The organism is Streptomyces sp. NPDC044044, from assembly GCF_056434405.1.
Map to the genome: position 1 here is coordinate 23218 of NZ_JBWKFG010000006.1, position 14202 is coordinate 37419.

12 protein-coding genes are annotated in these 14202 nt (G+C 69.5%); 9 read left to right on the top strand and 3 right to left on the bottom strand.

Annotation, left to right across the window (positions count from 1 at the left end):
* Positions 1–552 precede the first annotated feature (552 nt).
* The 5 genes from AC07AG_RS22605 to cseC all read left to right on the top strand — a co-directional run bounded on the left by AC07AG_RS22605 (position 553) and on the right by cseC (position 5090).
* Positions 553–1485: an HhH-GPD family protein gene (locus tag AC07AG_RS22605; protein WP_478757124.1), complete on the top strand. Its 933-nt coding sequence runs from the start codon at positions 553–555 to the stop codon at positions 1483–1485.
* A gap of 182 nt (positions 1486–1667) precedes the next feature.
* Positions 1668–2216, top strand: a complete 549-nt coding sequence (locus AC07AG_RS22610; protein ID WP_249588576.1) for a SigE family RNA polymerase sigma factor — start codon at positions 1668–1670, stop codon at positions 2214–2216.
* A complete protein-coding gene (locus AC07AG_RS22615; protein ID WP_478757126.1) occupies positions 2204–2890 on the top strand; it encodes a hypothetical protein in 687 nt (228 codons plus the stop codon). The genes AC07AG_RS22610 and AC07AG_RS22615 overlap by 13 nt, the downstream gene beginning before the upstream one ends.
* Positions 2891–2899: 9 nt before the next feature.
* Complete coding sequence (gene cseB, locus AC07AG_RS22620; protein WP_478757128.1) at positions 2900–3613, top strand: two-component system response regulator CseB; 714 nt, start codon at positions 2900–2902, stop codon at positions 3611–3613.
* Positions 3614–3719: 106 nt separating this feature from the next.
* On the top strand, positions 3720–5090 hold the full coding sequence (cseC, locus tag AC07AG_RS22625; protein ID WP_478757130.1) for a two-component system sensor histidine kinase CseC: 1371 nt from the start codon (positions 3720–3722) through the stop codon (positions 5088–5090).
* A 150-nt stretch (positions 5091–5240) separates the two neighbouring features.
* On the opposite strand, the gene AC07AG_RS22630 is transcribed toward cseC, so the two are convergent.
* A complete protein-coding gene (locus tag AC07AG_RS22630) occupies positions 5241–6836 on the bottom strand; it encodes an MDR family MFS transporter (RefSeq protein WP_478757893.1) in 1596 nt (531 codons plus the stop codon).
* A gap of 271 nt (positions 6837–7107) precedes the next feature.
* Between AC07AG_RS22630 and AC07AG_RS22635 the strand changes: the two genes are divergently transcribed.
* Positions 7108–7725, top strand: coding sequence for a TetR/AcrR family transcriptional regulator (locus AC07AG_RS22635; protein WP_478757132.1), 618 nt, complete (start codon positions 7108–7110; stop codon positions 7723–7725).
* Between the two features lie 71 nt (positions 7726–7796).
* On the opposite strand, the gene AC07AG_RS22640 is transcribed toward AC07AG_RS22635, so the two are convergent.
* Complete coding sequence (locus tag AC07AG_RS22640) at positions 7797–8456, bottom strand: M23 family metallopeptidase (protein WP_478757134.1); 660 nt, start codon at positions 8454–8456, stop codon at positions 7797–7799.
* Between the two features lie 600 nt (positions 8457–9056).
* Between AC07AG_RS22640 and AC07AG_RS22645 the strand changes: the two genes are divergently transcribed.
* The 3 genes from AC07AG_RS22645 to AC07AG_RS22655 all read left to right on the top strand — a co-directional run bounded on the left by AC07AG_RS22645 (position 9057) and on the right by AC07AG_RS22655 (position 13590).
* A complete protein-coding gene (locus AC07AG_RS22645) occupies positions 9057–12164 on the top strand; it encodes an NACHT domain-containing protein (protein WP_478757136.1) in 3108 nt (1035 codons plus the stop codon).
* A gap of 141 nt (positions 12165–12305) precedes the next feature.
* A complete protein-coding gene (locus AC07AG_RS22650; protein WP_478757138.1) occupies positions 12306–13100 on the top strand; it encodes a VOC family protein in 795 nt (264 codons plus the stop codon).
* Between the two features lie 55 nt (positions 13101–13155).
* Positions 13156–13590, top strand: a complete 435-nt coding sequence (locus tag AC07AG_RS22655; RefSeq protein ID WP_478757139.1) for a PPOX class F420-dependent oxidoreductase — start codon at positions 13156–13158, stop codon at positions 13588–13590.
* 60 nt (positions 13591–13650) lie between these two features.
* Here AC07AG_RS22655 and AC07AG_RS22660 read toward each other — a convergent pair whose 3' ends face one another.
* Positions 13651–14151 (bottom strand): DinB family protein, encoded by a 501-nt coding sequence (locus AC07AG_RS22660; protein ID WP_478757895.1) that lies wholly within the window; start codon positions 14149–14151, stop codon positions 13651–13653.
* Positions 14152–14202 lie beyond the last annotated feature (51 nt).

The following is a 14202-nucleotide window of genomic DNA, read 5'->3' on the forward strand; positions in this document are numbered from 1 at the left end:
CGCGCCACGTACCGAATGAGGGCCGTACGGGGGTGGGCGGGCGAGGAGCGCCTCCCGGCGTGGGGACGGGCGGGTAGGGGACGCGCGCCACGTACCGCGTGAGGGCCGTGCGGGGGGGGCGGGGAGCGCTTCCCGGCGTGGGGGGGGTGGGAGACGCGCGCCACGCACCGAGTCAGGGCCCCGTACGGGGTGGGCGGGGAACGCCTCCCGGCGCGGGGACGGGTGGGAGACGCGCGCCACGCACCCCAAGGGTGGGTGAGGGCCGTGCAGGGGTGTGGGGGACGCGCGCCACACCCCACACAAAGGGTGAGTGAGGGACACAAAGGGTGGGTGAGGGCCGTGCAGGGGTGGGCGGGGAACGCCTCCCCGCGTGGGGAGTGCGGGTAGGGGACGCGTGCCACGCACCCCTCACTAGGGCGGGCCGGGAGCGCCTCCCGGCGTGGGGGCGGGTGGGCCGGGGGCGCGCCACGTAGCCCCCAACCAAAACCCGCACCCCCCAAGAAGCCCCGCCTGGCCCGCCCCCCGCCACCCCCATGGCAGGATCGTCCTGCCATGACTGCGCCCACGAAGCCCATGCCAATGTCAGATACTCCCGACAGCCCCGAGCCCGCCGGCGAGGCCCTGCACAGCCCCGTCATCGCCTGGTTCGACGCGAACGCGCGCGATCTGCCGTGGCGTCGTCCCGACGCCGGGCCCTGGGGCGTGATGGTCAGCGAGTTCATGCTGCAGCAGACGCCGGTCAGCCGCGTCCTGCCCGTGTACGAGCAGTGGATCGCCCGCTGGCCCCGCCCCGCCGACCTCGCCAAGGAAGCTCCGGGCGAAGCCGTCCGCGCCTGGGGACGCCTCGGCTACCCCCGCCGCGCGCTGCGGCTGCACGGCGCGGCCGTCGCCATAACGGAACGGCACGGCGGCGACGTACCCACCAAGCACGCGCAGCTGCTCGCGCTGCCCGGCATCGGCGAGTACACGGCCGCGGCCGTCGCCTCCTTCGCGTACGGCCAGCGTCACGCCGTCCTCGACACGAACGTGCGCCGCGTCTTCGCCCGCGCCGTCACCGGCGTCCAGTACCCGCCGAACGCCACCACCGCCGCCGAGCGCAAGCTCGCCCGCGCCCTCCTGCCCGAGGACGAGCGCACGGCGTCCCGCTGGGCCGCCGCCTCCATGGAGCTCGGCGCCCTCGTCTGCACCGCCAAGAACGAGAACTGCGCCCGCTGCCCCATCGCGGAGCAGTGCGCCTGGCAGACGGCAGGCAAACCGGCCCACCAGGGACCGGCGCGGCGCGGCCAGACGTACGCGGGAACGGACCGTCAGGTCCGCGGCAAGCTGCTCGCGGTCCTGCGCGATGCCGTGGCCCCCGTGCCGCAGGCTGCCCTCGACCGGGTGTGGGACGAGCCCGTGCAGCGGGCCCGCGCGCTGGACGGACTCGTCTCCGACGGACTCGTGGAGCCGCTCCCCGAGGGGCTCTACCGCCTGCCCCTCACCTGACGAGCGACGGCCGAACCACAACGAATCGCCCCCGTTTTACGTCCCGCCTACTTCTGTTACACAACCGACGGAAGGCCGTGCGCCCCCCGCTGGCTGCTCCGCACAGCCTCGTGACAACGCCTCCGTAGCTTCATAGCCGTACCGCACAAGCAGCGGTGGTCGGTGAACGGAGGCGGTCAGGTATGGCGCACGGTGAGGTGCTCGAGTTCGAAGAGTACGTCCGCACTCGGCAGGACGCCCTGCTGCGCAGTGCCCGGCGCCTGGTCCCCGACCCCGTCGACGCCCAGGACCTGCTGCAGACCGCGCTCGTGCGGACGTACGGCCGCTGGGACGGCATAGCCGACAAGCGGCTCGCGGACGCCTATCTGCGCCGCGTCATGATCAACACGCGTACGGAGTGGTGGCGGGCCCGCAAGCTCGAAGAGGTCCCCACCGAGCAGCTGCCCGACGCGAGCGTGGAAGACTCCACCGAACAGCATGCGGACCGCGCCCTCCTGATGGACATCATGAAGGTGCTCGCACCCAAGCAGCGCAGCGTCGTCGTGCTGCGACACTGGGAGCAGATGTCCACAGAGGAGACGGCCGCGGCACTCGGCATGTCGGCGGGAACGGTCAAGAGCACACTGCACCGGGCGCTCGCGCGGCTCCGCCAGGAGCTGGAGAGCCGTGACCACGAGGAGCCCGCCACCGGCGCGCTCGAACGTGAGGAGCGGGAGCGTTGCGCGGCCTGAGCACCCGGCCTTGCAGGACTGGCAGGACTGGCAGGACTGGCAGAACGATGAAGGCGGGGAGTACGGCCGTGGCCGCACTCGCCGCCATCGGCCTTTTGCTCACCGCCACCGCCTGCTCGACCGGCGGCTCCGGCGCCCGCGACGAGGGCCCCGGCAACCGCGGCGAGACGGTGATGTCACCGACGCCGTCCCCGACGCCCACCGCGACGTCCGCCGCCGCGCCGCCCTCCACCACCGAGGCGGTGAAACTCGTGAAGGACGACCCGAAGGTCAGCCAGACGGTCAAGCGCGCCCTGAAGCCCTGCGTCGCCGACGAGTACCCGGTCGACGTCAGTTACGGCAACCTGACCGGAGGATCCGCCTCCGATGTCGTCGTGAACATCATGACCTGCGGCGATGCGGTCGGTACCAGCACTTACGTGTATCGCACCGAGGGCAAGAAGTACGAGAATGTCTTCCAGGACGAGGAGCCACCCGTCTACGCGGAGATCGACCGGGGCGACCTGGTGGTCACCAAGCAGCTGTACGAGAAGGGTGATCCGGTGTCGTATCCGTCCGGCGAGGACGTCATCACCTACGAGTGGGCGGCGAACCACTTCAGGGAGACGGACCGCATCCGCAATCACTACAGCAGCGCGGCGGGCGGCGATGCTCCCGCTCCGACGGAGGACTGAGAGCACCCGATGGCAGAGCACACCCATGTCCTGTTCGTCGAGGACGACGACGTCATCCGCGAGGCGACGCAGCTCGCGCTCGAACGGGACGGCTTCGTCGTCACCGCGATGCCCGACGGCCTCCAGGGCCTTGAGGCGTTCCGTGCCGACCGGCCCGACATCGCGCTCCTCGACGTGATGGTGCCGGGTCTCGACGGCGTCTCGCTGTGCCGCCGTATCCGCGACGAGTCCACCGTCCCGGTGATCATGCTTTCGGCGCGCGCCGACTCCATCGACGTCGTGCTCGGCCTGGAGGCGGGGGCCGACGACTACGTGACGAAGCCCTTCGACGGCGCCGTCCTCGTGGCCAGGATCCGCGCCGTGCTGCGCCGCTTCGGCCACGCGAGCGGCCCCGACTCGGCGGCGCCCTCCGCGGGTGAGGGCGGTTCGCCGGACGGCGGCGTGCTGCACTTCGGCGATCTGGAGATCGACACGGAGGGCATGGAGGTCCGCAAGGACGGCGCTCCGGTGGCGCTGACGCCGACCGAGATGCGCCTGCTGCTCGAATTCTCGTCCGCGCCCGGCACGGTCCTCTCCCGCGACAAGCTCCTCGAGCGCGTGTGGGACTACGGCTGGGGCGGTGACACCCGCGTCGTCGACGTCCATGTGCAGCGGCTGCGCACGAAGGTGGGCCAGGACCGGATCGAGACGGTCCGCGGCTTCGGCTACAAGCTCAAGGCGTGAGCCGCGACGGCATGGCTGATGGCATGACTGATGGCATGGCCGACTGCACGGCGGCTGAACTGCACGTGGCGCATGAAATGAACATGGCGCTTCTCGGGGGACGTATATGAGCAGGGGGACGGTGGCCGCGCTGCGCGCCCGCCTCCGCACGGCGTTCGGCGCACGCCTGCGCACCGGCGTGCGCTGGAAGATCAGCGCGGCGATCGCGCTGGTCGGCGCGCTCGTCGCGGTGGCGCTGAGCCTGGTCGTGCACAACGCGGCGCGCGTCTCGATGCTCGACAACGCGCGCGACGTGCAGGACGAGCGGATCCAGTACGCCCAGCGGATCTACGAGACGTCCGGGCGCACGGGGCAGTTCGGCATGAAGGTCGACGACCCGGAGATGCCCAGGGAGCTCCTGGAGAAGGTGCTCGCCGGGCGCCGCGCGACGTACGTGGAGGACCACTCCAGCGGCGTGCCGGACATCTGGGCCGCGGTGCCGCTGAGCGACGGCCACATCCTGTCGCTGCACACCCGCTTCACCGACCGCAGCGCCACCGTCATGAAGGACCTCGACCAGGCCCTGGTCATCGGCTCCATCTCGGTCGTCTTCGGCGGCTGCGCGCTCGGCGTGCTCATCGGCGGCCAGCTCTCGCGGCGCCTGCGCAAGGCGGCGACCGCGGCGCAGGAGGTCGCGCAGGGGCAGACGGACGTCAACGTACGAGATGCCATCGGCGGCGTCGTGCGCGACGAGACCGATGACCTCGCGCGGTCGGTGGACGCGATGGCGGACGCGCTCAAGCAGCGGCTCGAAGCCGAGCGGCGGGTGACGGCGGACATCGCGCACGAGCTGCGTACGCCGGTGACGGGCCTGCTCACGGCGGCCGAACTGCTTCCCCCCGGCCGTCCGACCGAGTTGGTCAGGGACCGCGCGCAGGCGATGCGCACGCTCGTGGAGGACGTACTCGAAGTGGCCCGTCTGGACAGCGCGGCCGAGCGGGCCGAGCTGCAGGACCTGATGCTCGGCGAGTTCGTGACGCGGCGGATCGCGGTGCTCAACTCGGACGTGAGCGTGACGGTGGTGCACGAGTCGGAGGTCACCACCGACCCGCGCCGCCTGGAGCGCATCCTGGGCAACCTCCTCGCCAACGCCGCCAAGCACGGGAAGCCGCCGGTCGAGGTGAGTGTCGAGGGCCGCGTGGTGCGGGTCCGCGACCACGGCCCCGGTTTCCCCGCGGGTCTCCTGGAGGAGGGCCCGAGCCGCTTCCGCACCGGCAGCACGGACCGCGCGGGCGTCGGGCACGGCCTGGGTCTGACGATCGCCGCGGGCCAGGCGAGGGTGCTCGGCGCGAGGCTCACGTTCCGCAACGTGACGCCGGCGGGCGCGGGCCCGGACGACCCGGCGGAGGGCGCGGTGGCAGTCCTCTGGCTCCCGGAACACGCCCCGACGAACACGGGCAGCTTCCCGATGCTGCAGCTGCCGGACAAGTACAAGTAGCCGGTCCGGCCTGCCTGCCGCCCCCCGCCCCCCTTCCCCCCTCCCCCGCTGCCGGGTACCGACAAGCGAGGCAGTGGCGACAGCAACGGGCCCCCGGCACCAGAGTCGGTGCCGGGGGCCCGTTTCAGCCGAGGGAATCAGGACCGCAGGTCAGACGGCCTCTGCAACCGCGTCCCGCGGACCAGGCGCGGCGTCCCCAGCCACGTCCTCGGCCGGCTTCGTGGCCGGCTTCTCGGCCGGGGCCTTCTCGGCCCCCGAGCCGGAGTCGGAGCCCTTGGGCCCCGAGTCCTTGGGTCCGGCCCCCCGCAGGGGAACCTCCTTGACGAAGAACGCGGCGATCAGCGCGGCGACCCCGATGACCGCCCCCAGCAGGAACGCCGAGTGCGTACCGGCGGACACAGCATGCTGATACGCGTCCCGCACCGGCGCGGCCAGCTGCCGCAGACTGTCCGCATCCAGCTGCGCGGACTGCTCGGTGACCTTGCCGCCGAGCTCCCCGGCGCGCTCGGACATCGTGTCCTCGACCCGGTTGTTGAAGAGCGCCCCCATGATCGCGACGCCGAACGACGAACCGAGCGTACGGAAGAGCGTGGCCGAGGACGACGCGACGCCCATGTCCTTCATCTCGACGCTGTTCTGCGCGACCAGCATGGTGATCTGCATCAGGCAGCCCATGCCCGCGCCGAGCACCGCCATGTAGAGGCCGGACGTGAACCGCGAGGTGTCGGTGTCCATCTGCGACAGCAGGAACAGGCCGAGGACCATCAGTACGGTGCCGACGATCGGGAAGATCTTGTACTTGCCGGTGGAGGTGGTGAACCGGCCCGAGAAGAACGAGACGACCATCATCGAGAGCAGCATCGGAAGCAGCAGCAGACCGGAGTTGGTGGCCGAAGCGCCCTGCACCGCCTGCTGGTAGAGCGGCAGGAACAGCATCGCGCCGAACATCACGAATCCGGTGAGGAAGCCGATCACCGACATCAGGGTGAAGTTGAGGCTGCGGAAGATGTGCAGCGGCAGGATCGGCTCGGCGGCCTTCTTCTGCACGACGACGAAGCTGATGAGCGCGACGACGCCGATCGCGATGAGCTCCATGATCACGGTCGAGGTCCAGGCGTACTCCGTGCCGCCCCAGGTGGTGACGAGGACCAGCGAGCTGATGCCCACGGTCAGGAGCGCCGCACCGAGGTAGTCGATCCGTCCCTCTGCCTTCTTCTTCGGCAGGTGCAGCACTGCGGTCACCATGGCGAGCGCCACGGCGCCGAGCGGCAGGTTGATGTAGAAGGCCCAGCGCCAGCCGAGGTGGTCGGTGATGGTGCCGCCGACGAGCGGACCGCCGATCATGGCGACCGCCATGACGCCGGTCATCATGCCCATGTACTTGCCGCGCTCCCGCGGCGGGACGAGCTCACCGATGATCGCCATGACGCCGACCATCAGACCGCCCGCGCCGAGCCCCTGGACCGCGCGGAAGCCGATCAGCTGGCCCATGTCCTGCGCCATTCCGCTGAGCACGGAACCGAGCAGGAAGATCACTATGGAGGTGAGGAAGACGCCCTTGCGGCCGTACATGTCACCGAGCTTGCCCCAGATGGGGGTCGAGGCCGCGGTCGCCAGCATGTACGCGGTGACGACCCACGACAGGTGCTCCATGCCGCCGAGGTCACCGACGATCGTCGGCATCGCGGGGCTCACGATCATGTTGTCGAGCATCGCGAGCAGAATCGTGACCATCAACGCCATCATCACGACGCGCACGCTGCGCGACTGTGGCGCTTCCTTCGTCTGATCCGCCGGAGGATCCGCCGATTGCCCGTCCTGCTTCGCCTGTTCCCCCGGCTTTTTCTTGATCTCCGCCATGTTCCCCACTCCCCGGTTTCCCCGACTGCCTTCTGGTACTTACTTGCCGACCGGCAAGTTGACTACACTGAGGGAAACTAGACCCCCAACTAGCCGGGCGTCAAGTACGTAAAATCGGGTCCAAGGATTCGAGTCGAGGGAGTCGAGGAGCACCGAAATGGTCACGGGCACAGGCGCCGACGCAGGCGCAGGTACGAGCGCGGGCGCGGGCAAGCAGCACCGCCGCGGGGACACCCGCCAGCGCATCCAGGACGTGGCCCTCGAACTCTTCGCCGAGCAGGGCTACGAGAAGACGTCGCTGCGCGAGATCGCGGAGCGTCTGGATGTCACGAAGGCGGCCCTGTACTACCACTTCAAGACCAAGGAGGACATCCTCACCAGCATCTTCGAGGACCTGACCCGGCCCATCGACGAACTGGTGGAGTGGGGCAAGGACCAGCCGCACACGCTGGAGATCAAGCGGACGATCCTGACCCGCTACAGCGAGATCCTCAAGGACGCGTCCCCTCTCTTCCGCTTCATGCAGGAGAACCAGGCGACGATGCGGGACCTGAAGACGGGCGAGACCTTCAAGGACCGCATGCTCAGCCTGCTCGACATCCTCAGGGAGCCGGACGCGCCGATGACGACCCAGGTGCGCTGCTTCAGCGCGCTGTTCACGATGCACGGCGGGATGTTCGTGCTCAAGGACGCCGAAGGCGACCCCGAGGAGAAGCGCAAGGCCATCCTCGAGGTCGCCATCGATCTGGTGACACAGGCGCACGAGGGCGCCTGAGCCGCTGCCGGGTCAGGCAGTCATGGCCGTACGGGCCATGCGGTCTATACGGCCCATACAGCACATAGGGGTCAGACAGTGACGCCGTTGGAGCGCAGGAACGCGACCGGGTCGACCGCCGAGCCGTAGTTCGGGGTCGTACGGATCTCGAAGTGCAGGTGCGGGCCGCTGGAGTTGCCGGTGTTGCCGGAAGCGGCGATGTGCTGGCCGGTGGCGACGCTCTGGCCGACGCGCACGTCGATCTTCGACAGGTGGGCGTACTGCGAGAACGTGCCGTTGTCGTGCTTGATCACGATGGCGTTGCCGTACGCGGGACCGTCACCGGCGCCGTTGCCGCCCGCCTTGACGACGGTGCCGTTGTGCACGGCCTCGACGGAGGTGCCGATGGACACCGCGAAGTCCTGGCCGGAGTGCTTGCTGGACCACATGTTGCCGCCGAGCCCGAAGGACGCGGAGAGCGTGTACTTGTCGACCGGGTCCTGCCAGGAGACGGCCTTCTTGGCGGCGGCCTGCTGAGCCTTGGTCGCGGCCTTGGCCTGCGCGTTCGCCTGCGCCGACACCGAGTTGGCGGAGACGCCGGGCAGCGCGCCGCTCTTGGTGTCCGCAGCGGCCGCGATCCCGGAACCGAGAACTGCCGACGCTCCGAGCCCGAGGCCCGCGACGGTGACGACGGCCGTCCGCGTACGGAGCAGGGACAGGCCGGAATGGTGGGACGTGGCGCGCTTCGACATGGCGGATGACCTCCGGGATGGGGAGCGTGTGGCATGCGGCGCATGCCGGGCTTGGTGTGACGTGCGGTGCACGCCGGCTTTCGTGTGACGTGCGGTGCACGCCGGATTTCGGCTGGCGTGCGGTGCACGCCGGGGCTTCGTGTGTCGTGGCTCCGTGGTTGTGCGGTGCACGACGGGCACAAAGGGACCCGGCACACGCAGCACTGCGTCCCGCCGGGTTGGCCATCCCTTGGTAACCCGCACCCCGCCCCCTGCTCAAACCCCCCATCTACTACCGAAAGCCGTAGCTCCCCGACCGACTTTCTCCTCCTTGACACCCCCAAATTCCGACAATTCCCCCTTCAACCACTTGCCGGATTTGGCCGCCGAGGTCAGGTTTAACCCCACTCCAGGAAGACCCCTCGGGCCAGCACTGGCCCCGGCCGGACCCCCGGCCCCCCGACGAGCCGAAGGTCCCGGAGGTTGCGGCCCGAAGGTCCCCTCCCCCCTCCCGAACGCCACCACTATTCCGCCTAGTACCGGACATAACGCCTGTGCGTCATGTCACCGACCCCCGAGATCCACATCCTCCGGAATGTGACCGGCACTACGCTGCGGCGCATGGATCCCGCGGTCATAGGCGCCCGGCTCGCCTCGGGCGTCGTAGCCCCTCTGATCAAGAAACTGTTCGTACGGGAGGGACCGGGCGCGGGCCTGGTGGACAGGCCTGTGCGGCTGTCGGGGCTGGTGTCTTTCCGGGGCGAGAAGCGGACGCTGACGGAGCGGGACGTGCGCCGCCTCGCGGGCAGCCTGGTGACGGAATCCCTCGCCTCGCCCGGCGAGCGCCCTTTCCCGCCGGACGAGGCGGACGCGGTCACGGACGCCTTGGCCCGCGCGCTCCTGACCCTCGGCGACCTCGACATGGACGACGTCCAAGCGGTCCGCCTCGGCCACCAGAAGCTGGCCCGCTCGCTCATCTACAGCGCATCGGCATCCGGCCTTTCCACGGATGCCGCCTTCTTCCTCGACTCGATCACCGAGTGGGCCTGCCTCCACGTCCTGCAGTTCTTCACGCAGCGCTCGACCTTCGTGGCCGCGACGCTCGTGGCACAGAGCCGGACCCAGGACGAACTCGTCGTGAAGGTCGACGAGTTGCTCGCCCGCAGCCCGATCCCCGGGGCGCAGGACGTGGCCTTCGAGCGCCGCTACCTCGCATCCGTGGCGAAGAAGCACGGGAAGCTGACGATCTTCGGGATCGATCTGGCGAACTCGCCGGGGCGGTGGCCCTTGGATGCGGCGTACATGTCGCTGGAGGCGACGGAACGGCTCTGGAGGCTCCTGTCGCCGCAGGAAATGGCCGGCGTCCAGTCCGGGACACACCCCACTTACGAGCAGTGGGCGGACCAGGTGAACGAGCCGGCCCCCACGCCCCGCCCCGCCGACCAGGCACTGGCGGACCACGACCGCGTACTCCTGCGGGGCGAGGCGGGCTCCGGCAAGACGACGCTGGTGCAGTGGCTGGCGGTGAGCGCTGCGGGCCTCGACGGGGACGACGCCCGCATGGCATACCTGTACGACCGCATCCCGTATGTACTCCCCCTGCGTACCCTCACCCGCTACGGCGAGCGCCTCCCCGCCCCGGCGGACTTCCTGCCGGCCGTCGGCTCCCCGCTGGCGGGTACGCAGCCCACAGGCTGGGAGTCCCGCGTACTGACGGCGGGCCGCGGCCTGATCCTGGTGGACGGGATCGACGAGATCCCCGAGTCGGAGCGCACACGCACGCGGGAGTGGCTGAGTGACCTCATCGACGCGTACCCCGGCAACCGTTGGCTGGTGACTTCACGCCCGTCGGCCGTACGGGAGGATTGGCTGGCGGAGCAGCACTTCACGGAGCTGACGCTGTCGCCGATGAGCCGGTCGGAAGTGGCTGCGTTCATCCACCGCTGGCACGGGGCGGCACGCACGGGGGCTCCCGAGGAGGATGAGCCCCTCCGCGCGTACGAGGACCAGCTCCTGGCAGCGGTACGGGCGAAGCCGGACCTCGGCCGCCTTGCGACCAATCCGCTCATGTGCGGTCTGATCTGCGCACTCCACAGGGACCGGCGGGGGTTCCTCCCCTTGGGCCGCAAGGATCTGTACTCGGCAGCACTGTCGATGCTGCTGATCCGCAGGGACCGTGAGCGCGACATGCACGTACCGGAGCTGAGGGAGGAGCCACAGCTCCAAGTACTGCAACGTCTCGCCTACTGGTTGATTCGCAACGGCCGTACGGTGATGGACCGTTCGCGGGCGGAGTCGATCATTGACGACGCCTTGCCTGCGGTACCGGAGGTGGCGGCACTGGGCGACGCGAAGGCGGTGTACGCCCACTTCCTCCACCGCAGCGGGCTCCTCCGCGAGCCGGGTCCCGGCACGGTCGACTTCATTCACCGCACGTTCCAGGACTTCCTGGGCGCACGGGCGGCGGTCGACGAGGGCGACTTCGGCGTGCTGGCGCGCCACGCGGCGGACGACCAGTGGGAGGACGTCATCCGCATGGCCGTCGCACAAGCGCGGCCCCGTGAACGGGCGGACATATTCCGGGACTTGATCGCATGCGGGGACAAGCTCCCCGAGGATCAGGCCAGGAAGCGGATCCACCTGCTGGCGGCGGCCTGCCTGGAGCATGCGGCGGAGCTGGCACCTACGGTGCGGTCGGAGGTGGAGCGGCGGATGTCGGCTCTCATTCCGCCGCGCAGCGCATCGGATGCCCGTGAACTCGCCGCGGTCGGGCCCATGGTCCTGGATCTGCTCCCGGGACCGGACGACCTGAGCGAAGAGGACGCCCGCCACGTGGCGATCACCGCAACGCACGTCCAGTCGGACGCGGCGATCCCCTTCCTCGCGCGACTCGCGTGTCACCCCGGCATCGGAGTACGCAGCCAGCTCATGTGGGGTTGGAACCGTTATGACCACCGGCTCTATGCGGATCAGGTCATTTCTCAGCTGGACGACGGGACGACTCACTTCGTCCTGCGCACCGACGAACAGGTGGCGGATGTCGAACGGCTCGAGCTGCGCCCCAGCCACCTCGACATCCGCGACGGCGTCTCCCCCGAAGCCGCCTCCCGCCTCCTCGTGGCATGCGCACCCACCTTTCTGATGCTCAAGATCCATCCGGCGCGGCTCACAGCAGAGGCACTCGGCGCATTGCGCAACCTGACCGCGTTGCGCGTCTTCAACCTCGACGAGCCGTGGGACCTCTCCCTGTTCCCGTCCGATGCGCCGCTGGACACCTTGGGGATCTTCGAATCGCTCCGTCACCTGACGGACATTCAGCACATGGACAGATGGCCAGGGTTGAGCTGGGTGATCTTCGGCGAATTCGACCTCCTGAAAACCGCCGAGGAATGGGAACCTCTCACGCACACTCCCCGGCTCACCGCGCTGTCGCTGGCGTCTGCCAGCTTCGCTTACGCCCCTCCTGGCCTGACACTGCCCAACGTCTCGCTGTTGCAGCTGTTCCCGACAGAGGGGCAGAGCATCGCGACATCCCGCATCCCGAACCTCCTGCCAGGACTCAAGAGCCTGAACGTGCTCCCGTCCACAGCCCAAGGAACCATCGACGTCGCCCCCTTGGCGCACCTCCAGACCCTTGAGTACCTGAGAGTCCCCGTCCCCGGCGTCTGCGGCCTGGAGGCCATTCCCAGCGACGTCAACGTGATCACCTACCACCCCGTCACCGACTGAGCCGAAACCAGCCCTTCGCACCCCGCACCCCGCACCCCGCACCCCGCACCCCGCACCCGCCGAATTAGGCCAGGATCTGACCTACCGCACGCCTAACGTCGGACGCTCCCCGCTGTTCAAAAAGGCCGCAAGGAGCGAACGATGAGCCACCTCACCAGCGCCCAGCCCGACGGCACCCCCACCTGGATCGACCTCCGCGTGCCCGAGTACGACCGCACCCTGGAGTTCTACGGCGCACTCTTCGGCTGGGAGTACGCCGAGGAACCGACCCACAGCGAGCGCAGCGCCACCTGCCTGCTGCACGGAAAGCCCGTCGCGGCCATCACCCAGGCTCCGGCCACCACCACCGGCTTCGGCTGGACCATGTACGTCGCCACCGCCGACTGCGACGGAACCGCGCAACGCATCGCCGAGGCGGGCGGCACCCTGCTGGAGGAGCCGGTGGACGTCATGGCGGGCGGCGGCGCCCGCACGGCCGTCGCGGAGGATCCCGTGGGCGCCCGCTTCGGCCTCTGGCAGGCCCGCACGCGCATCGGCTGCGAAATCGTGAACGAACCGGGCTCGCTCGTGCGCAACGACCTGCTCACCCCGGCCCCCGGCCCGGCCCGAGCGTTCTACTCGGCGGTCTTCGGCTACACCCTGGACCTCAACGACGCCATGCCGGACGCGGACTTCACCTTCCTGCGCCGCCCCGACGGCCACGAGATCGGCGGAATCCTCGGCGTCCCGACACCCTCCGCGTCCACATCCACCCTCACGTCCTCCCCCGCATCCGCTTGGGCCACCACCTTCGAAGTGGCCGACACAGACGCGGTGGCCCGGCGAGCCACCGCATCCGGTGGCACATCCACCACCCCGGAGGACATCCCGTACGGCCGGATCGCCACCGTCACCGACCCCAACGGCTACGAGTTCTCCGTCATCACAAGGCCCTGAGCCGCAACCGGCCACAGACGGAATACCCCGCACCCGACGGCGGGTTGGGCCCAGCATGACGACTGACACGCACTTCGACCCGCACGCCCTGCTCGCGCAGAGCGACCTCGGCGTACTGGCGACGATCAAGTCCGACGGCCGCCCCCAGCTCTCGCCCGTCATGCCGTCGTACGACCGCTCCGACAACGTGATCCGCGTATCGACGACCGCGAGGACGGCAAAGATCGCGAACCTCCGTCGCGACCCCCGCGCCACCCTGGAGGTGACAAGCCCCGACGGCCGCGCCTGGGCCACCGCCGAGGGCACGGCCACGCTCATCGGCCCCGGAACCGACCCGCAGGGCCCCGAGGTCCAGGCCCTGGTGGACTACTACCGCGCGGCCGCCGGCGAGCACCCGAACTGGGACGAGTACCGCGAGGTCATGGTGTCCGACCGCCGGGTGCTGATCACGATGACGGTCGACAACATCTACGGCACCGAGCTCAACTGAGATCAGCTGAGATCGGCTGAGATCGGCCAAGCGCCGGCCCGGCTTGCCCGGCATGTCGGCTCACCGGCCGACCGAACCGTCCATCCGCTCACGAAGGATGTCAGCGTGGCCGGCGTGCCGGGCGGTCTCCTCGATCATGTGCACCAAGACCCAACGCATCGTCGGCGGAGGCGTCTCGCGCAGCGAACGGGCGCCTGGCCGGTCCAAGTCATTGCAGGCGTGGATGATGTCATTGCACCGCTCCATCGCATCGTCGTAGGCCGCGAGCAGGCTCTCGGCCGTCTCGTCGTCGGCGGGTGGGGACTCGTCGTCCCATGGCTCGACGTCAGCGCCGGCGTAGGCCCAGGCAAACCAATTGAGTTCAACCGCGGTCAGATGCTTGATGAGGCCGAGGATGCTGGTCCCTGATGACACCCCGGCAGTCCTGAGCGCCTCGTCGGACGCACCCGACGCCTTGGCCGCGACCGCTTCCCTCAGATAGTTGAGGAAGGCCAACAGCGTCGTCTTCTCATCGGCGTTGAGACTCGGCGGTCGCAGATCGCCACGCGGCTCGGTGTTCATCACACCGCGACACTACTCATCGACACTACTCATCGACGGCGCCGGGCGATC

What these genes read in the sequence shown, in the direction of transcription:
- AC07AG_RS22605 (WP_478757124.1), top strand. Translation starts at nt 553, where the DNA reads ATGACTGCGCCCACGAAGCCCATGCCAATGTCAGATACTCCCGACAGC.
- AC07AG_RS22610 (WP_249588576.1), top strand. Translation starts at nt 1,668, where the DNA reads ATGGCGCACGGTGAGGTGCTCGAGTTCGAAGAGTACGTCCGCACTCGG.
- cseB (WP_478757128.1), top strand. Translation starts at nt 2,900, where the DNA reads ATGGCAGAGCACACCCATGTCCTGTTCGTCGAGGACGACGACGTCATC.
- cseC (WP_478757130.1), top strand. Translation starts at nt 3,720, where the DNA reads ATGAGCAGGGGGACGGTGGCCGCGCTGCGCGCCCGCCTCCGCACGGCG.
- AC07AG_RS22630 (WP_478757893.1), bottom strand. Translation starts at nt 6,836, where the DNA reads ATGATGGCGTTGATGGTCACGATTCTGCTCGCGATGCTCGACAACATG.
- AC07AG_RS22635 (WP_478757132.1), top strand. Translation starts at nt 7,108, where the DNA reads ATGGTCACGGGCACAGGCGCCGACGCAGGCGCAGGTACGAGCGCGGGC.
- AC07AG_RS22640 (WP_478757134.1), bottom strand. Translation starts at nt 8,456, where the DNA reads ATGTCGAAGCGCGCCACGTCCCACCATTCCGGCCTGTCCCTGCTCCGT.
- AC07AG_RS22645 (WP_478757136.1), top strand. Translation starts at nt 9,057, where the DNA reads ATGGATCCCGCGGTCATAGGCGCCCGGCTCGCCTCGGGCGTCGTAGCC.
- AC07AG_RS22650 (WP_478757138.1), top strand. Translation starts at nt 12,306, where the DNA reads ATGAGCCACCTCACCAGCGCCCAGCCCGACGGCACCCCCACCTGGATC.
- AC07AG_RS22655 (WP_478757139.1), top strand. Translation starts at nt 13,156, where the DNA reads ATGACGACTGACACGCACTTCGACCCGCACGCCCTGCTCGCGCAGAGC.
- AC07AG_RS22660 (WP_478757895.1), bottom strand. Translation starts at nt 14,151, where the DNA reads ATGAACACCGAGCCGCGTGGCGATCTGCGACCGCCGAGTCTCAACGCC.